The sequence below is a fragment of the Paraburkholderia silviterrae genome (genome assembly GCF_004353915.1).
GTDB classification, from domain to species: Bacteria; Pseudomonadota; Gammaproteobacteria; order Burkholderiales; family Burkholderiaceae; genus Paraburkholderia; species Paraburkholderia silviterrae.
Genome location: NZ_SMRP01000018.1, coordinates 1 through 17778, shown reverse-complemented (window position 1 = coordinate 17778; position 17778 = coordinate 1). Strand labels below are relative to the sequence as shown.

Sequence of the window (17778 nt, the reverse complement as noted above, 5' to 3'; positions counted from 1 at the left end):
ACCTCATGCAGTTATATTGGTGCGCTCGATCGCGTTCAGGACATCGCGCACGCTGGCCGTCCCGATCGTTTCCGCGCCGCGATAGAGCGTTTTCGCGTCGATCGGGCTGTCCGCCCATGCCAGGCAGTCCGCTAGCTTGGCGAGCAAGTCGTCATCGGCAAGCGGGTTGGAGGCGTCGCCGCGCAGCGTGTCGACTCGTCGCGAAACGCGGCGGCCGTCCCTCAATGCCACGGAAATCTCCGCCCAGCGCGGCGTGATCTCGCCAGGCTCTTCGTGGGCTTTTACACAGGCCATCGCCTTGCGGAGTTCCGGTCGGCGCACCGCCTCATCGGTAAATGTCGAGAGGCGAATCTCGCCGTCTTCCAGAGCCGCCGCAATTGCATATTCCATGCTGAACTTCCCCTCGACGCCGTTTTCGGGAAAGCGTTGCAATAGCGGGGATAACGTTCCGTAGCTCACCTCGATGTCGATGGTCTCGACGTCGTCCAGGCCGAAACCGAACTCACGCTTCAGATCGAATAGCCCGTCCAGCGGCCGATGAACCGCGTAGCAAGCCGGGTATTTCTTGATCTCCACACCCACGCGGTCGATTTCGAGCGGCGATGTATTCAGTGAAACAAGCGCCCTCGAGATATCTTCGGACTCCGAATACAGCCTCGTATAACCGGCCTGACCATCCATTGCGAGCGCAGACGCGGTAAAGCCCTGCTCGGCAAGGAGCGTGGCGCGCAGGGCCGCGGCACCGCACTGGCCGGCCTGAAACGACTTGGCGTCGAATCCGAAGCTTTGGCGCGTCCCGGCGGTCTGGGAGACCGCAAGGCCAATGGCCGAGACCGTCTGGTCGAAATCCAGGGCCAGCAGATGTGCGCAGGCGGCAGCGGCCGCAATCGTCCCGACCGACGAGGTCATATGCCATCCGCGATCGGAATGGGCCTTGCTGAGTGCGCTGCCCAGTTTGCTCGCGATTTCATAGCCCACCACATAGCTGCTGGCCAGCCGCACTCCACCGATATCGCGCGACTCGGCCAACGCAATCAGCGCCGGCAGCAACGCCACGCTCGGGTGCCCGCCCATCGACGATGAAGCGTCGTCGAAGTCCAGCACGTGAGCGGCGACGCCGTTGTATAGCGCGGCCCCCTCTACCGTCGTCGCGACGCCCAATCCCCACAGGCGCGCCGCGCCCTGTCCGGCACTCTGCTCGCCGCCGAAGCCGCCAGCAAGGCCTTGGATGTAGCGTCTCACGCGGATCGCCGCTGGCTCTTTGCTGCCTGCAACGCTGACTGCAAAGGTATCTGCGATCGCCCGGGCGCACACGCGGAGGTGTTCATCGCTAACGGTTGAGGGGTCAAACGAGCAAGCGAATTTCGCGAGTATTTCACTCGCCGAGAGCCGCGCCGTTGTCATGTCAACACCCCCTTCAGGCGCAAGCTGGCGATCTCGGCTTTATCCATGCCGAATACATCCCGGCAAACCTCATCGGTATGCTGTCCCAACAGTGGCGCCGGCCAGCGGACGGTCTCGGTGTGACCACTGATACGAAATGGCGGTGCGTTATAGATCGCTTCGCCCATCTCGGGGTGTTGCAGCCGAACCCAGTGATTCCGATGCTGCAACTGCAGGTCGCGTTCCACGATATCCTCCGCGCTGCGCACGACGCCAGCCGGCACGCCATGACGCTGCAGTCTCGTCATCAGCGCATCTGCATCGTAGCGGCTGGTCGCCTGCGCCAGCGCCGCGTCGAGTTCATCCCGGTTTGCCACGCGATCGCGCGCTGTCGAGAACTGCGCCGCACGCAGCCCCTCTACTTCGGGAAGCGCCGCAACAAGGCCGCTCCATGCCGCTTCGGTCCCGGCCGAGATGGCGATCCAGCGGTCCACGCCCTGGCACGGATAGACGCCATGCGGCGCAGCCGCGGGATGCCGATTGCCCGTACGGCCGCCCACGTTGCCGTTTGCCGCGCAATCCATCATCGTGGGGCCGAGCAGCGCAACGGTTGGCTCGGTCTGCGCCACGTCGATGTATTGCCCCTGCCCGGTGCGCCGGCGGTGGCGCAAGGCCGCCAACACGGCAAAGGCTGCATGGCACGGATTGGGAATATGGTCGGGGAAGTTGGTCCCCGTGCCAGCCGGTTCCTTGTCCGGCAGCCCGGAGAGAAACTGAAGCCCGGTCAGCGCGCCGATCGTCAGGCCGAACCCAAGGTACTTGTGCTCCGGGCCGGACGAACCTTGCATCGACATCGCCAGATAGATCACATCGGGACGAATCTTCTTCACCGCTTCATAGCCGAGGCCGAACTTCTCCATCGTGCCCGGGGTGAAATTATTGGCCACGATGTCGCTCGTTTCGATCAGTTGCCGGGCCAGTTCCTGTCCCTGCGCGGTCTTGAGGTTGAGCGTGACGCTCTTCTTGTTGCTGTTGCGGTCGGCAAAATAGCCGCTGCGATTGATGCCAGGCACGCCCTGCGCGTAGGGACGGCTGCCTCGTAGCGCATCGAGGCGATCCGCACTCTCGATTTTGATGACGTCCGCACCGTGATCGGCAAAGAGCTTCGTGGTGAACGAACCCGCTCCGATCCACGTGAAATCGGCAATCCGAATGCCTTCAAGAGGAAGCTTATTCAATTCGAAACTCCTGCCTGTTGTAGCGCCGAGCGCTCTGCCTTGCCGTAGCCGAGCCCGGCCAGAATCTCGTCCGTGTGTTGACCCATTAGCGGTGCAGGCGACGGTGCTCGCCATGGCGTCTCCGAGAATCGATAAGGCGCACCTGGAGAGACAATGTCCTGCCCCGAAGGCAGATGCCTGATCGAGCCGAAAAACTCCCGGTAAGCGAGCTGCCGGTTCTCGATGATGTCCTTCGGCATGCTAATTGGACAAACCGGAATGCGGCGCTCCTGGCCGGTTTGATACAGCCAGACCTTGCTGTGTTTCTTGGCGAACGGCACGAACAGCTCGGAGAAGCGATGCTTGGCTTCCTCGGTCACGAGATAGTCGTGATCCTTCCACGGGTCTTCGAGTAGCTGGGCCGCTTCGGCCACGCCGTCGTCGATCATCCACTGCACTGTCGACTCCCAGAATCGCGCCGACGCGATCCCCCCGGCCATCAGATAGATTTGTCCGTCCGCGCAGTCGAAGACCCCGGTCCCGGCCATCTTTAGCTGGCCGGACTCCCGCTTGCGAACGACGCGTTCGAGGTCATAGAACTGGATGGCATTCTCCATCCCCATGACCACGCACTCCTGGATCGACACATCGATATGCGAACCGCCTTGACACCCGGGCTCGCCGGTTTGACCCAGCAGCGCGATCATGGAAGCGACAGAGGCGAATTGCGCAGCGGCCAGATAGGCCAGATTGCCGTGTGCCGCGATTGGCGGGCTGTCCGGGTAGCCGCCAAGGTAAAGCATGCCGCCCAGTGCGAGCGCGACGATATCCTCGGACTCGTAATTCGAATACGGACCGTCTTGACCGAACGGTGTGATGCTGGTCATGACGAGATCCGGCGCGACCGAGGCGAGCGAAGCGTAATCCAGGCCCCGCTTCGCCATCACGCCCGGCTTCTCGGATTCGATCAGCAAATCCGCGCGCTTGACGAGCTCGACAAAAGCACGCTGCCCTTCGGGCCGGTCGAGATCGAGGCAGACGCTCTTCTTGCCGGCATTGAAGTACGTGAAAGGGAGGCTGTATTCCGGATCGACGTGGTTGTCGAGGAATGGCCCTTCCCGACGCACGTTCGACCCGTTCAGCGGCTCCACGAGGATCACCTCCGCGCCGAGATCCGAAAATTGCTTGCCGCAATACTGTCCGGCAAGGCCAGACATGTCCACGACCTTGAGTCCTTCGAGCGCCGAAGGTCTCTTCGACGCTTCGTGATCGCTGGCCACGCCACTAGTCACTGTGTTGTTCATGTAGATGCCTTCTCTCTGTCCACCATGCTGGCGCACGCCAGCGCTTTCGGAGTGAAAGTTATGCTCACGCAGGCAACGGAACAAGAACGGAAACCTTCTTTCTGTTATGCATGCACGGCATAGAAAGGCGCACGCCGGGGGCTGGCCCCCGGCCGGTCTCGCCCGTCGCTCGCGCGAGAACAGAAAGCAGCAAGAAACGGCATATCAGAAAGAAACATTCCGTTCTTGTTGGTGCGGGCCGCCTTCCCTAGCATGGACTCACCCGCTCAAGGTGGAAGCGGATCAACCAACACAGCTCACTTCGGCATATGGACCATACTTCATACGAAACGGTGGACCTTCTCGGCTTCACCGAAGAAAATCGTTATAAATTCCTCACCGGATCCGTCGTTCCGCGCCCCATTGCGCTGGTGACATCCCAGAACGACGAAGGCGTCCTCAACGCCGCGCCATTCAGTCAGTTCGTGATCCTGTGCGTGACCCCGCCGTTGCTCGGCATCGTCGCCCAGACTCGCCCGAACGGGTACAAGGACACCGTGCGCAACATCTTGCGTTCGGGCCAGTTCGTCATCAACGTGGTGTCGGAACACATGGCGGACCAGGTGCAGCAATGTGCGCTCGAATATCCGTCGACGGTCAGCGAGGTCGAAGAGGTCGGATTCAGCACGCTGCCTTCCGTTACCGTGCTGCCGAAACGAATCAAGGAATCGCCGCTTCAATTCGAATGCCGCCTTCATGAGCACCACGAATTTGGAACAGAAGGCTCTCCAACGACGATGCTCGTCGGCGAAGTCGTGCTGGTTCACTGTGCGGAAGGGGTGCGCGAAGGGCACCGGGTGAATCACGACGCGCTGCGCCCGTTGGGCCGGATTGCAGGCCGAAGCTACTGCCGAACGCACGACACGTTGAGCGTTTGAGGCCGCCTGGCGACGCAAACCCGCAACAGGATACGGCCGTTGAAGGCAAAGATATGGTCCGATCCGCTTCCCATTGCCATCCCTCTGGAGACACCTATGGCAAACAGTGCTGTGCCAGCCGTCGCGCAGGCGCCATCACGCGATGAAACGCAGCTCTATTCGCGCATTGGCTGGCGAATTTTTCCATTGGTGCTGCTGGGCTATATATTCGCCTACCTCGATCGCATCAACATCGGTTTCGCCGCGCTGCACATGAAGGCAGATCTGGGATTCACCGACGCCGTCTACGGACTGGGCGCGGGGATTTTCTTTGCGAGCTATCTGGCCTTTGAAGTGCCGAGCAATCTGCTCTTGCAGCGAATTGGCGCCCGCCTGACGCTGGCCCGCATCATGATTTGCTGGGGCATCACCTCGAGCTGCATGATGTTCGTGCGCACGCCCGCGATGTTCTACACGCTGCGCGTTCTGCTGGGAATGTTCGAGGCCGGATTTACGCCAGGCGTGGTGTTCTACCTGACGCTCTGGTATCCCAAGGCCAGGCTCGCGAGGGTCACGGCGCTGTTCCTGAGCGGCGGCGTGCTTGCCGGTCTGATGGGCTCGCCGCTCTCCGGCTTGATCGTCGATTCGATGGCGGGATTTCACGGCATGCGCGGCTGGCAATGGCTTTTCCTGCTCGAAGGCGTGCCGTCCGTGCTGCTTGGCCTCGCATGCCTGCTGTGGTTGCCGAATGGCCCGCACGAGGCCCGCTGGCTTTCGGACGATGAACGGCAGTCCGTCCTGGAGGGGGCGTCGCGGGAAAGTCACGGGCAGCGCTCTGGTTTTTCCGGTGCGCTGCGCGATTTCAACGTCTATGCGATCGCGCTTGCGTGGTTCACCGTCATTTGCGGCACCTATGTGATCTCGTTCTGGCTTCCGTTGATGCTGCGTCATGCGGGGCTGCGCACGGCATCGCAAATCGGCCTGTGGTCCACCATTCCCTATGGTCTCGGCGCAATCGGAATGCTAATGCTGTCCCTTCATTCGGATCGCACGCTGGAGCGCCGGTGGCATGCCGCGGGCTGCGCATTGGCGGGCGCCGCCGCGCTCGGATCGCTGCCTTTCGTCTGGTCCAGTTTTCCTCTCGCGCTCGCTTCGTTGAGCGTGGCCACGATCTCGGTCTTCGGCGCCATGCCGATTCTGTTCTCGGTGCCCATGACCCTGCTGCCACGCTCTTCGGCTCCCGGCGGCATCGCGTTGATCAATTCGATCGGCCAGACCGGTGGCTTCCTGAGCCCGTTTGTCGTGGGCTGGGTCAAAACGTATACCGGGAGCTTCGATTTCGGCCTGTACTTCATGGCGCTCCTGCTCGCACTCGGCGCATGCGTGATCCTCTTTGTAGTGAGGACTACCCCGCAAGTTCCCCGCGAATCTGCCGATGAATCTGCCCCGGCAATGCCTGCCTCCCGGCCCGGCGCCGAAAGCGAGAAATCCGCGTAGGGCCTGCGTGGATCACGCTAGAATGATCACGACGACAGGCATGGAGCCGTACTGGAGCGGTCTTTTCCAACCATGGACATCAAGCAGCTTCGCTATTTCGTCCGCATCGCTGAATTGGGCAGCGTCGGCAAGGCATCCGATGTCTTGTCGATCGCCCAGCCCACTTTGAGCAGGCAGGTTCGCGCCCTCGAGGTCGAGCTCAAGACGTCGCTTTTCTCGCGCAATGGCCGCGGCGTAATCTTGACGCCGGCGGGCCGCCGGTTTCTCGAACATGCACGCGGTGTGCTTCACGCCGCCGACTCGGCGCTGATTGCATTGAAGGACGGCACAGCGGTCTATGAAGGACGCGTGGTGGCGGGCCTTACGCCGAGTGTCGGGCGAACCTTGATCCCGACCTTCGTCGAACGCTTCGTCGAGCGTTTTCCGAAAGCCTCGCTCAGTCTGGTCGAAGGCTATTCGCTTCCGCTACACGAACAGATGCTGCTCGGGCAGCTGGATTTTGCAATCGTTCTAAACCCCGCCACGTCGCCGAGCCTCGTCATCGAACCCATTGCAACGCAGGGACTCTATCTGATCGGCTTGCATCCGATCGGCCCTTCGGCCGAAGAAGTCGCGTTGAGCGAGCTCGCGCGAATCCCGTTGATCATGCCCCACGCTTCGCATGCGATCAAGCCGCTGCTCCAGTTCGAGGCAGCGCGTCTTGGCATCATGTTGAACATGGAACTCGAGATCGACGCGGTACGCTCCATCATCGAACTGGTCGAGCGCGGCATAGGCTACACCGTCATGCCGATCAACTCGATACGAGCAAGCGGTCATCCCACCTTGCACTGGCAACGGATCATCGCGCCCGAGATCGAGGTGACGCTTTCGATGATCACGCCCGTCAAGCGGCCCCACACCGCACTGCCGGTGGAAGCGGCGCGCCTCGCGATGGAAACCCTCGTTTCCCTGTTGAATCGCTAGCGTTACCGCTTTCGCCGGGGTCAGGCGCGCGTGTCCTGTGCGCACCTGGCGCAACGTTGACCCGGCGCTCGCCGCTACATGCGCAGATGCGTTGGTTCACGTGCAGAAACAGCGCCGGTCGAATCGGGGGCGTCATTCGCGAATGCTGCATGGCCGCGCTCCACGCGGTCGTCGCGCAAAACCCGCTGAGTAGTGCCGTTCGCCATTGTCGTGCCGGTTTGGAACACCGCTCAGAACAGGTGCCGAATGCCTATTTGCACACCCGTTTCGTTCTGCCCCGCATCCGGCGTGAGGAATGAACCCGTCGTGATGCTGGCACCCGCCATCTTGAACTGGGCGCCCTTGTAGTTGTTCAGGCGCGAGACCACGCCATACAAGCGCGTGCGTTTCGACAGGTCGTAGTTGACGATTGCGCTCATCTGGCTGGCGTCGTTGCCCAACGGCGAACTGTCCTTGATGTAGGCATAGCCAGCGCCCACGGAAAGGAACGGACTGAACCGGTAGTCCGCTGAAACGGAATACGTGCTGTGCCAGTTGCCGGGCGTGTTGCCTACCGGCCCCACGGCCGGATCGTATTTACCGGCGGGATTGCTCAACGCATTGCCGCTTGTCGCGGAGATCACGTCGTTCGCCCTGAAATAGCCGAAGTAAATCTTGCCCCAGCCATAGTCGTAGTTGCCGCCCGCCATGATTTCCTGAACGCGATTGCTGGCCGTGCTGTTCGCCGCATTCAGGTAGGCCACCGCGACATAGACCGGCCCGAGGGTGGTCTGCACACCGGCCTGATAAACCGCATTGCCCGCGAGCGTTCCCGGCTGCCCTCCGACCGAATAGTGGAGCTCGACCTGGGTCGCGCCCAGTTTCGGCGAAAGGTAGCTGATGTCGTTATCGACACGCGCGAGCCAGTTGGCGAAATCATTGAAGCCGGAGCCGTACGTCGCCGCGCCGAACGCGTCCATGTTGCCGCTCCACGCGAACATCGGCGTATTCTGGCGGCCGAACCTGAATTCGCCATAAGGCGCAGCGACGCCAACCCATGCTTGCCGGTCAAAGAATCGATACGCGTTCTGCTGCTTGCCGGTTCCGGGATCGAAACCGTTCTCCAGATCGAAGGTCGTGCGGTAGCCGCCGCCGAGATCCTCCGAGCCGCGTATCCCCCAGCGGCTGGTGAGTTCGCCGTTGTTGCCCAGGGTGGTCAAAGACGTGCTCTTGCCGCCGCTTTTCGCCGACTGGTAACCGACGAACTCGTCGAGAATGCCATACAACGTGATCGATGATTGTGCATGAGCCTGCGTTGCGCAAAAGCTCGCAATCAAGGCGCCGAATACTACCGCCGTGGTCTTGTTATGCATTTTGTCTCCAGGTCTCGCGAGGAACCGCACCGAAATTCGTGTTGTCAGATTTGAGCGCCCTGATGCGGTGCGAGCATTCGCTTGACGACCAGCGCGAGCGGAACCGTAAAGACAAAATGCGACATGAAACCGCCAATGACCACATTCGGGTCGAAGTAGTTCGGGTGATTGGCGGAAGCGATCATGATGAGGGTGTGCATCACGATCCACGCGAACATTGCGTAGAACAGCGCGATAAAGGTTGCTTCGTACCCGCGGCGGCGAAAGTATGGCCAGATCGCGGCGAACAGGACACCCCACGAAAGCGCGAAAACGAAATGAATCGCCGTGCCGAGCAAGTACGCCCAGATGCCGAGCTCGTCCTGCACGGCCTTGCCGAATACGAGGCCCGTCGCGTTGCGGGGAATCCCGGCAAGCGGCATCATGTGCTGCACCCCCACCCAGACAAGCGCCTCGTAAACCCAGATCAGCGCGGCCCCGGTCAGTCCGCCCGCCAGGCCTGCGCGAAGGGTGCGCCTCACGCCCGGCTGGTCCGGCACGACGCTATTGCGCTCACCACCCACGTCGCTGTTGCTCATGCTGTAATGTCCGTTCACTTTCGCTCTCCTTATCATGTTGGCTCGATGGCCCCGTTTCCGGGTGACGTGGCTTGTGCGCTGCCGCAGTAGGTGCTGTTTTTCCGCCGGCAGAACGCGCCCCGCATGGAATGCAACGATACGAAGGGGGCGGTGTCCATCGACAGCGAGGGTAAACGTGAACGGGCAAGCGATCGCGTCTTTGGAATGCGCCGCCGAGTCGCTGCCAGCCCTGGCACGGCGCGCTGAAAGCCCCGTGCAGCAAGGGTCCGGAAGCTTCCTGAGCTCCCCTCGCGCGTTTGCGCGGCGCCCCCTTTCGCAAGACCTCCGATAAAGAGAAGAGATGGCGCGAGAACGAACTCGCAAGCCGGTGCGTGAGCGTGTCTGTCCACGGCGCTTGCGGCTATACTTCCTGCCAGCCGAGACCGGCGTCATGACCGTGGCAACCCGGATTTATGAACGATAGCGACCTGCTGAACCTTGCCCATCTCTACGCGGTGCGCCTCATTGCTGAAATGGGCAGCGTGAGCCGGGCCGCCGTTGCGCTCTATCGCGCTCAGTCCGCCGTCACGCGAGCGGTTCAGGAAACCGAGTCGGCACTTGGTGAGCGGCTTTTCGACCGCAAGCCCTCAGGCATGTTGCCGACGCCCGTCTGTCGCACGGTACTCACACGCGCAGAGCGTGTTTTTGGAGAGCTCGAGGAACTGGCGCGATGGAGCCGGGCCCGGCAGTCGCCGCGGCAAGCGCTCGTGCCAGGCAACTTGCCGCCCTACCTGCTCAACACGCGCCGTCTTCAATTGCTTGTCGCGCTGGCGCGGCACAAGCACATGCCCGGCGCGGCGCGAGCATTCGGGATCACGCAGCCTGCCGTCAGCAGTGCCATTCGCATTCTCGAAAGCGGCGCTGGCATGCCGCTGTTTACGCGAAACCCGCGCGGACTCCTGCTGACGAGCGACGGCGAAACGTTTCTGCTACACGTGCGCCGGGCGCTGAACGAGTTGCGCCACGTATCGGACGACGTCGCGGCCCTGAAAGGCAGCATTCAGGGCATCGTGACGGTGGGTGCGCTGCCGCTTGGACGCACGCTGATCTTGCCCGAGGCCATCGCACGCGTGGTCGGACAGTATCCGGGGGTACGGGTGGTGACGGACGAAAGCGCGTACGAAATGCTGGTGGGCGGCCTGCGGGCGGGGGATGTCGACTTCATCCTCGGTGCGCTGCGCGCAAACGATGCGGCGAGTGGCCTCGAGAACGAAAAATTGATGACGGAGGATCTCGTCGTGCTGGCCCGTCACGACCACCCGCTGGCCCGCGAGCGCAACGTGTCGATCCGGCAGCTCGCAGAGGCGCAATGGATACTCTCGCGTCGTCAGTCGCCCACGCGTGGCCTGTTCGAAGCGATGTTCAAGCGTGTGAAAGTCAAGCCGCCGATGCCGTCCGTCGAAACCGCCGATCTCGCGGTGATACGCGGCTTGCTGTTGCGCACGGACATGCTCGCGGTACTGTCGGCCCAGCAGTTGCACTACGAATGCCAGTCCGGCCAGCTCGTGGTGCTCGATGCGCCGACACGCGACACCAGCCGCGACATCGGCTTGACGCTGCGCGCCGGCGGGACGCCATCGCCCGCGGCACGTGCGTTGATCGACGCCATTCGGGTCGTGGTGGGCGAGGTCGCCCGGACGACACGCATCATTCGTCGTTAGGGCTGCAGAAGTTCGTGTGTGCGCGTGCGGCTTCGGTCGCGCGAGGCAAGCGCCTCATACACCTCATGCGCCTCAAGCCGGTTCCATGCCGTGGCGAAGCTTTGCGGGGCCGGCTTCCGGCGAGACGAGAAACGCGAGCAGCGCCCTGGTGGCCTCATGCCGCCGGCACGGCATGCACACCGCAGCCGAAAAAAGCGTTGTGGCCTCGATTTCGGGCGGCAGCGCATCGGTGACATCGATACCCGGTAAGTCAATCAATTCGCTCATCTGCTGAACGCCCAGCTCGACCTCCCCCCGCGCCACGAGCGTCCCAACCGGAACACCGGGCGGCGCCTGCACGATACGTGGCGCGACGCGTTCGGCAACGCCCCACCGCTCGAACAGGCTTAGCAGATGTGAACCGCTCGGCCCCGTCGAATAGCCGATGCTGCGAGCGGCCAGCAAGGCATCGCGCAGCGCCGTCTCGGTCCCGGCTTCGGGAAGCGGCTCGCCGGCCCTCACCGCGATCGCCATCCGCGAACGGGCGATGTCGACGCGGCTGCCGGGATCGATGCGGCCGGCGGCAGCAAGATCCTCTATCGCTTGCGACGCCAGCACGACGAAATCGAACGACTCGCCCGCGAGGACACGCCGCGCCGCGTCGACGCCGCCGGTGGACTCGATGCGCACCCGCCGCCCCGACTGCCGCTCGTACGCGCCGGCAAGCGCGGTCAGTACGTGGCGAGTCGCCATCGACGAGATACCGGTGATCGCGTCACCGTCAATGTGTTGGACGTCCATTGCCAGCCCTGCTTCAATCGATGTACCGCAGTCCCGCCTGCTTCAAGGGCTCGCGCATGTCGTACATGTCGAGGCCCAGCACGCCGGAGGCCAGTTTCGCGCGCTTGGCCGTCTCATTGGCTTCGCGCGCTTGCGCCTTCTCCAGAACCTCGGCGGCGCGCGCCGCGGGAACGACGACCACGCCGTCGTCATCCGCGACGACCACGTCGCCGGGATTGACGAGTGCGCCCGCACAGACTACCGGGATATTGACGGAGCCGAGTGTCGCCTTGATCGTGCCTTTGGCCGATATCGCCTTGCTCCAGACCGGAAACCTCATGTCTTCCAGCACGCGGACGTCGCGCACGCCCGCGTCGATGATGAGGGCCCGCGCGCCGCGCGCCTGGAAGCTCGTCGCGAGCAGGTCGCCGAAGTAGCCGTCGGTGCAATCGGCCGTGACCGCCGCGACCACGATATCGCCCGGCCGAATCTGTTCCGCGGCGACATGCATCATCCAGTTGTCACCCGGCTGCAGCAGCACGGTGACGGCCGTTCCGCAGGCCTGTGCGTGACGATAGATCGGGCGCATCCAGGGTTTGAGCAAGCCCGTGCGCCCCATGGCTTCGTGCACCGTCGCCGCGCCGAACGCGCCGAGCTTCCCGGCCACATCCTTATCCGCGCGCCGGATGTTGCGGTAGACGACTCCCAGCTCATACATGATCAGTGCTCCTTGCTTTTTAGCATGGCATCGAGACGCGGAAACACACGTCGCGCATTGCCCTCGTAAATCTTGTGCCGTTCGCCCGCGTCGAGCGGTGCGTCTTCGATATAGCGCTTCGTGTCGTCGAAATAGTGGCCCGTCTCGGGATCGACGCCGCGCACCGCGCCTATCATTTCGCTGGCGAACAGGATGTTGTCCACGGGAATCACACACGTGAGCAGGTCGATGCCCGGCTGATGGTAGACACACGTGTCGAAGAAGATATTGTTGAGCAGATGTTCTTTGAGCGGTGGCCGCTTGAGCTCCTGCGCGAGTCCGCGAAACCGGCCCCAGTGATACGGCACCGCGCCGCCGCCATGCGGAATGACGAAGCGCAGGGTCGGGAAATCGCGGAACAGATCGGACGTGAGGCACTGCATGAATGCGGTCGTATCCGCGTTCAGGTAGTGCGCGCCCGTCGTATGGAAGCAGCCATTGCAGCTCGTGCTCACATGGATCATTGCCGGGATGTCGTACTCGACCATCTTCTCGTAGATCGGGTACCAGCTGCGGTCCGACAGCGGTGGCCCGCTCCAGTGGCCGCCCGATGGATCGGGGTTGAGATTGATCGCCACGTTGCCGTACTGCTCCACGCACTTGACGAGCTCGGGGATGCACGTGGCGATATCGACGCCAGGACTCTGCGGCAACATCGCGGCTGGGACGAAATGATCGGGAAACAGTTGGCTCACGCGGAAGCACAACTCGTTGCAGATTGCCGCCCAGCTGCTCGACACCTCGAAGTCGCCGATGTGATGCGCCATGAAGCTCGCGCGCGGGCTGAACACCGTGAGATCGATGCCGCGCTCGCGCATCAGCCTGAGCTGATTGGATTCGATCGATTCGCGCAGCTCGTCGTCGCTGATTCGCAGCTCGGACGCCGCGGGCATCCCGGACGGATTCGCTATGCCCTCAATCTGGCGATTGCGCCACGTTTCCAGCGCCTTCGGCGCCGTGGTGTAATGGCCATGAACATCAATGATCATCTTTGCTCCCAAAAACCGGATTCATTTGCACTCACTTTCAATGTGCTGTGTTCGCCTGCACACTCGGCTCGACGGCACGCGCGCGCTGTGTCAACACGATGGCGATCGCCGCGAGGGCCGCGGGCACTGCGAGCATCGCGAGGATGGCGCCGAACTCCCAGCCGAGCCCGAGCAGCGCGCCACCGACCGCAGATCCAAAGATGCTGCCGAAGCGCCCCATCCCCAGCATCCAGCTGACACCAGTTGCGCGCGCAACCGTTGGATAGCGCCCCGGTGCGTAGGCATTCAGCCCCGTCTGCGCGCCGCTCATGCAAAAGCCCGTGGCGAAGACCAGCAACGCGAGCGACGAGGACAATGCCCCGATCCACGCGAGGCCGAGCACGCACACGGCGCCCCCCAGGTAAGCCGCGCCGATGACGGGCGCCGGCCGCACTTTGTCCATGAGCCAGCCCACCGCAATGGCGCCGATCGTTCCGCCGATCTGGAACATCGCCGTCACGTTCGCGGCCGTGGTGACGGAGAGGCCTGCGTCCTTGATCAGCGTCGGGAGCCAGCCGGTCAGGAGATAAATGACGAGCAGGCCCATAAAATAGGTCACCCAGAGCATGACGGTCATGAAGCCATAACCCTGCGAAAAGAGCACGCCGATCGGCTTGCGCGTCGGCAACGGAGGTTCGTTCGAGACGAACACTTCATCGCCCGAAAATCGCACGCCACACACGCGGCCGAGCACCTTGCCAATGCGCGCCGGTTGCGCTCCGCGCACCGCCAGCAAGCGTGCGGATTCGGGCAGCAGCCACACCTGCAGCGGGATCAAGACGAGCGGCAAGGCGCCGCCGAACACCAGCACCGCTCGCCAGCCATGGACCGGAACGAGCCAGCCGGCCACGAAGCCGATCAGCGCCGAGCCAAGGTTGAAGCCCGTAAACATGAGGGTGATCATCAGGGCGCGCTTGCGCTGGGGTGCGTACTCCGACAACAGCGTCGTGGTATTGGGCATGGCCGCGCCAAGACCGATACCCGTCAATAGCCGCAGCACGGCCATTTGCGCTGGCGAGGCGGCGTGGGCGGTCGCGATGGTGAGGAGGCCGAACAGGAATACGGACATGATCAGAACCGGCTTGCGCCCGAACCGGTCGGCACTCGGGCCCGCCGCCAATGCGCCGATCACGAGACCAATGGGTGCGGCGCTCATCACGAGGCCGAACGCGGGCCGCGAAATGGCCCAATCATGAATGATCGAGGGGGCGACGAAGCCCATGATGGCCACGTCCATGCCATCGGCGACGACCACGAGGCAACACAGCGCCACCAGCAACCACTGGTAGGCCGAGATCGGCCTCTCATCAATGAAGGATTTGATATCGATTGTTTTCCCGCTTGTCATCACCTGTCTCCTTGGTCTATAGCGACGCACCGGCTGACCGCCCGGGCTGTCTTTGCGATCCGGCCACTTGCGAGCACGCGGCGCGGCCGCCCAGGGGTCCTGACCCAGGCGCCCTTGCGTTTTTCAGCGCCCTTCCGCGCTTTTCAGTGCTGGTCCGGCGTGGCCGCCTGATCCCAGCTCAGATTCCCAGCGGCGTTGCCCGCCACGGAATACAAAGCGCCAGGGGCGTTGCGGGTGCGCTGGAACGCTTCCAGCGTTTCCCCGCGCATCGCGGCGTAAATGTGGAGGTTCGAAACGCCCGTGACCGCACCGAGCTTCTCGAGCATGAAAAAGATGGCCCCGTAATGGAGCAGACCGCGCCAGTCGCGCCGGCGGATCAAGTCGCGCTCTTCTTCGGTGAGGCGCGCGGCGTCGAAGCTCGCCTCCGGGTTGCTGAGGAATTGCTCGCGATGGGCCGGCTCGATCATGCGATGCAAGTAGTCGTTGATCCGGAACGCCCTCACCGCGACCTCCAGCGTGAAAGGCCGGGTGCCCTGCAACTTTTCGATGCCGGCCAATTGACTCGCCATGCGATTGCGGTGCCGCTCGAGGTTGGCGGGCGCTGCTTCGTCATCCAGACCCTCGTAGATGGCCGTCGCTATCCCGGTCATGGATGGCAAGTAATAGCTGCGATGCTTGCAAACGACACCGGCCGGCAGCGCGCCGCGCATGGCGAGCCACATGACGACCTCGGCGCCCTCGAAGCCGCCACGCTCGGCGTATTCGGCAAGGGTGATATCGGCCAGTTGTTCGGGGTCGCGCTCGAACAGATCGAGAAACCGCTGGTCCCATTCGGGATTGTTGAAGCCCGCGCGTTCGCCGTGGACCTGATGGGACAAGCCACCCGTCGCGACGATCGCCACACGCAGATCTTCCGGATAGCTTTCAATCGCTCGCCGCAGCGCCTGCCCCAGCTTATAAAACCGCCGCGCGCTGGGGATGGGCATCTGCAGCACACCCATCTGAAGCGGAATCAGCTTGACTGGCCATTCAGGCTCGTGCGGACAGAGCATCGAGAGCGGAGAAAAGCAGCCGTGATCGAGCGGCCGGTTCTGAAAGAAGGCCATGTCGAATTCATCGGTCATCAGCGAGTTGCCGATGTGCGCGGCCAGCCCCGGATGTCCCTTGATGGGCGGCAGATCGCGCGCGCCGCCGCCCTCGTCGGCCACCTGCCATTGCTCGCCAACGCCCAGCGTGAATGCCGAATAGTGGTCGAAGAAAAACGAGGTGACGTGATCGTTGTAAATGAGCAGCAAGACATCCGGCCGCTTTTCGGCCAGCCAGGACGCTACGGGTGCAAAGTTTTCGAAGATCGGCGCCCAGACCGGGTCGTCCTGCTTGTTTTTGTCCAGCGCAAATCCAATGGTGGGCGTATGCGAGGCCGCGATGCCTCCGATAATCTTCGCCATGTCAGTCGTACTCCGTGTGCGGATCGTTGCACGGAGGTTATGTGGGCGGCCCCTGCGCTGGAAGTAGGGGTTAGCGAGATTCGATCGAGAAAAAGTGCCGATTCTGGCCTGTCCTGGCGGGTCAGCGGCCGGGCAGAAGCGCCGAAACCCCTTGCCAGGCGGGGAAAAGGCAAGATCCGGTGCGCCTCAAGCCTGGGCGCACCGGAAAAAGACAGGGATAAAGGAATTAGATAGCGGAACAATGAAGTCGCAAGACGCGACTGAAGATTTCATCCGCATTGCAGAAATGGCCGGCGCCGGCACGGCATTTGATGTCGTGTCGATCGCACAGCCGGCTTTGAGCGAAGCGGGTTCGCGCCCTCGAGCGCGAGCAAGCTGCCCCTGTTATTACCAGGAACGGGTCTCTCCCGAGCGGGTTTTCCCCCAGAGGAACCGGTCAGCGTCGTGCCCTGCGTAGTCTGGGTCGAGATAGATGTGCAGACGCTGGATGAGTCCGTTGTCGCCGAACTCAAAGACATTGCAGAAGCGGCCGCCGGGCGTCTTGCCGCCCTGCCACGCCGTGCCATCGTTGTGCACGCCCTGGGTGAGGCCCTCGGCCACGACAAAGTTGGGCCCCTCAAAGAACTTCATCGCGTTGAGGTCGTGTGAAACCGAATTTACTGTGGCCCCTAGACCGTTCGCGAGTTCCGCAAGCTCGGCCTTGCCTTTGCCCACACCGAACTTCGGAAAATAAAACTGGAAATCGTCGGCGAACAGATCGAGCATATCCGCCCGTCCTGCGTCCAGGCGAACGAAATACTCCTTCACGTTGGCGAGATTTCTCGAATCGGTATTCAAGGTTGCCATATTGAACCTCTTTATTAGGCTATGCATTTGCAGATGTCGCGTGCCGCGAGCCGCGTTTCGACCGATCGCCAGGAAAGCAACCCGTATGGGGGCGCGATCGGCGCTCGACGGTCGGTGGATTTCTGCTTAACTATACACTTGTAAAATTTTAATGGCAATGGGTCGCGCTTCAAGCTTCATTTGTTGTGGGTTGTTGGGTGTTGATTTGTTTGGTGTTGATTTGTTGGCCTTTCCTTGTTTTCGCGGCGGTCCGCGAGCGTTGCCCCTGTGCGGGGCGGCACCTACTTTTCTTTGCAGCCGCAAAGAAAAGTAGGCAAAAGAAAGCGGCTCAAACCGCTAGTGTGACGCCGTCCACCACTGCCCTTTCAATCGGAGCGGCTCCGGGGCATCCGTCACCTCGCACACTCCGCGTTAGTGACAAGGGACTCATCCTTCCCGCCACGCGCTACGCGCGGGCGGAAGAGTCTGCAAGGAAAACCGGGCATGCTGCCCGGCGAATGCGCGGAAGTGCTGCCAAACAAATATGCTGGACTCCTACGAAAATACATGCGTCCCACCGGTTTTAGTTATGCCCCACGGCGCGCGCAGCGCCGCCGGATGGATGAGCCCTTAGTCACTCCGTGTGACGACGCGTGATGGCAGACGCCCCGGAGCCGCTCCGATATAAGGTTAGTGGTCCACTGCGTCACACTGGCGGTT

15 protein-coding genes are annotated in these 17778 nt (G+C 62.4%); 4 read left to right on the top strand and 11 right to left on the bottom strand.

Features of this window, described 5'->3' with window-relative positions; genetic code table 11:
• Window positions 1–3: 3 nt before the first annotated feature.
• From EYW47_RS27715 to EYW47_RS27705, 3 genes are read right to left on the bottom strand one after another with little or no spacing between them, the layout of a single operon-like run.
• Window positions 4–1404: an MmgE/PrpD family protein gene (locus EYW47_RS27715; protein WP_133198044.1), complete on the bottom strand. Its 1401-nt coding sequence runs from the start codon at window positions 1402–1404 to the stop codon at window positions 4–6.
• Window positions 1401–2735: a CaiB/BaiF CoA transferase family protein gene (locus EYW47_RS27710; protein WP_240763949.1), complete on the bottom strand. Its 1335-nt coding sequence runs from the start codon at window positions 2733–2735 to the stop codon at window positions 1401–1403. The genes EYW47_RS27715 and EYW47_RS27710 overlap by 4 nt, the downstream gene beginning before the upstream one ends.
• Window positions 2618–3904, bottom strand: coding sequence for a CaiB/BaiF CoA transferase family protein (locus EYW47_RS27705; protein ID WP_133198043.1), 1287 nt, complete (start codon window positions 3902–3904; stop codon window positions 2618–2620). The genes EYW47_RS27710 and EYW47_RS27705 overlap by 118 nt, the downstream gene beginning before the upstream one ends.
• A gap of 308 nt (window positions 3905–4212) precedes the next feature.
• Between EYW47_RS27705 and EYW47_RS27700 the strand changes: the two genes are divergently transcribed.
• The 3 genes from EYW47_RS27700 (at window position 4213) to EYW47_RS27690 (ending at window position 7263) form a co-directional block, all read left to right on the top strand.
• Complete coding sequence (locus EYW47_RS27700) at window positions 4213–4821, top strand: flavin reductase family protein (RefSeq protein ID WP_133198042.1); 609 nt, start codon at window positions 4213–4215, stop codon at window positions 4819–4821.
• Between the two features lie 96 nt (window positions 4822–4917).
• Window positions 4918–6297: an MFS transporter gene (locus tag EYW47_RS27695; protein ID WP_133198041.1), complete on the top strand. Its 1380-nt coding sequence runs from the start codon at window positions 4918–4920 to the stop codon at window positions 6295–6297.
• Window positions 6298–6369: 72 nt separating this feature from the next.
• The gene (locus EYW47_RS27690; protein WP_133198040.1) at window positions 6370–7263 is read left to right on the top strand and encodes a LysR family transcriptional regulator; all 894 of its coding nucleotides are present in this window, start codon (window positions 6370–6372) and stop codon (window positions 7261–7263) included.
• A gap of 230 nt (window positions 7264–7493) precedes the next feature.
• Here EYW47_RS27690 and EYW47_RS27685 read toward each other — a convergent pair whose 3' ends face one another.
• Together EYW47_RS27685 and EYW47_RS27680 are read right to left on the bottom strand one after the other, a co-directional pair.
• Complete coding sequence (locus tag EYW47_RS27685; protein ID WP_133198039.1) at window positions 7494–8615, bottom strand: porin; 1122 nt, start codon at window positions 8613–8615, stop codon at window positions 7494–7496.
• A gap of 44 nt (window positions 8616–8659) precedes the next feature.
• Window positions 8660–9211 (bottom strand): hypothetical protein, encoded by a 552-nt coding sequence (locus EYW47_RS27680; protein WP_205710165.1) that lies wholly within the window; start codon window positions 9209–9211, stop codon window positions 8660–8662.
• Window positions 9212–9645: 434 nt separating this feature from the next.
• On the opposite strand from EYW47_RS27680, the gene EYW47_RS27675 reads away from it, so the two are divergent.
• Window positions 9646–10893: a LysR family transcriptional regulator gene (locus EYW47_RS27675; protein WP_133198038.1), complete on the top strand. Its 1248-nt coding sequence runs from the start codon at window positions 9646–9648 to the stop codon at window positions 10891–10893.
• 72 nt (window positions 10894–10965) lie between these two features.
• Here EYW47_RS27675 and EYW47_RS27670 read toward each other — a convergent pair whose 3' ends face one another.
• The 6 genes from EYW47_RS27670 to EYW47_RS27645 form a co-directional block, all read right to left on the bottom strand.
• On the bottom strand, window positions 10966–11673 hold the full coding sequence (locus EYW47_RS27670; RefSeq protein ID WP_133198037.1) for a substrate-binding domain-containing protein: 708 nt from the start codon (window positions 11671–11673) through the stop codon (window positions 10966–10968).
• Window positions 11674–11686: 13 nt separating this feature from the next.
• Window positions 11687–12370 carry a 4-carboxy-4-hydroxy-2-oxoadipate aldolase/oxaloacetate decarboxylase gene (gene ligK, locus EYW47_RS27665; protein ID WP_133198036.1) on the bottom strand — a complete coding sequence of 228 codons (684 nt, stop codon included), beginning with the start codon at window positions 12368–12370 and terminating at the stop codon, window positions 11687–11689.
• Between the two features lie 2 nt (window positions 12371–12372).
• The gene (locus tag EYW47_RS27660; RefSeq protein ID WP_133198035.1) at window positions 12373–13398 is read right to left on the bottom strand and encodes an amidohydrolase family protein; all 1026 of its coding nucleotides are present in this window, start codon (window positions 13396–13398) and stop codon (window positions 12373–12375) included.
• A 37-nt stretch (window positions 13399–13435) separates the two neighbouring features.
• Window positions 13436–14785 carry an MFS transporter gene (locus EYW47_RS27655; RefSeq protein WP_133198034.1) on the bottom strand — a complete coding sequence of 450 codons (1350 nt, stop codon included), beginning with the start codon at window positions 14783–14785 and terminating at the stop codon, window positions 13436–13438.
• A gap of 143 nt (window positions 14786–14928) precedes the next feature.
• Window positions 14929–16233 (bottom strand): gallate dioxygenase, encoded by a 1305-nt coding sequence (locus EYW47_RS27650; RefSeq protein ID WP_133198033.1) that lies wholly within the window; start codon window positions 16231–16233, stop codon window positions 14929–14931.
• A gap of 387 nt (window positions 16234–16620) precedes the next feature.
• Window positions 16621–17079: a nuclear transport factor 2 family protein gene (locus EYW47_RS27645; RefSeq protein WP_165976693.1), complete on the bottom strand. Its 459-nt coding sequence runs from the start codon at window positions 17077–17079 to the stop codon at window positions 16621–16623.
• Window positions 17080–17778: the final 699 nt, after the last annotated feature.

What these genes read in the sequence shown, in the direction of transcription:
- EYW47_RS27660 (WP_133198035.1), bottom strand. Translation starts at nt 13,398, where the DNA reads ATGATCATTGATGTTCATGGCCATTACACCACGGCGCCGAAGGCGCTG.
- EYW47_RS27645 (WP_165976693.1), bottom strand. Translation starts at nt 17,079, where the DNA reads ATGGCAACCTTGAATACCGATTCGAGAAATCTCGCCAACGTGAAGGAG.
- EYW47_RS27700 (WP_133198042.1), top strand. Translation starts at nt 4,213, where the DNA reads ATGGACCATACTTCATACGAAACGGTGGACCTTCTCGGCTTCACCGAA.
- EYW47_RS27670 (WP_133198037.1), bottom strand. Translation starts at nt 11,673, where the DNA reads ATGGACGTCCAACACATTGACGGTGACGCGATCACCGGTATCTCGTCG.
- EYW47_RS27675 (WP_133198038.1), top strand. Translation starts at nt 9,646, where the DNA reads ATGAACGATAGCGACCTGCTGAACCTTGCCCATCTCTACGCGGTGCGC.
- ligK (WP_133198036.1), bottom strand. Translation starts at nt 12,370, where the DNA reads ATGTATGAGCTGGGAGTCGTCTACCGCAACATCCGGCGCGCGGATAAG.
- EYW47_RS27650 (WP_133198033.1), bottom strand. Translation starts at nt 16,233, where the DNA reads ATGGCGAAGATTATCGGAGGCATCGCGGCCTCGCATACGCCCACCATT.
- EYW47_RS27715 (WP_133198044.1), bottom strand. Translation starts at nt 1,404, where the DNA reads ATGACAACGGCGCGGCTCTCGGCGAGTGAAATACTCGCGAAATTCGCT.
- EYW47_RS27655 (WP_133198034.1), bottom strand. Translation starts at nt 14,785, where the DNA reads ATGACAAGCGGGAAAACAATCGATATCAAATCCTTCATTGATGAGAGG.
- EYW47_RS27685 (WP_133198039.1), bottom strand. Translation starts at nt 8,615, where the DNA reads ATGCATAACAAGACCACGGCGGTAGTATTCGGCGCCTTGATTGCGAGC.
- EYW47_RS27710 (WP_240763949.1), bottom strand. Translation starts at nt 2,735, where the DNA reads ATGGCGAGCACCGTCGCCTGCACCGCTAATGGGTCAACACACGGACGA.
- EYW47_RS27690 (WP_133198040.1), top strand. Translation starts at nt 6,370, where the DNA reads ATGGACATCAAGCAGCTTCGCTATTTCGTCCGCATCGCTGAATTGGGC.
- EYW47_RS27695 (WP_133198041.1), top strand. Translation starts at nt 4,918, where the DNA reads ATGGCAAACAGTGCTGTGCCAGCCGTCGCGCAGGCGCCATCACGCGAT.
- EYW47_RS27705 (WP_133198043.1), bottom strand. Translation starts at nt 3,904, where the DNA reads ATGAACAACACAGTGACTAGTGGCGTGGCCAGCGATCACGAAGCGTCG.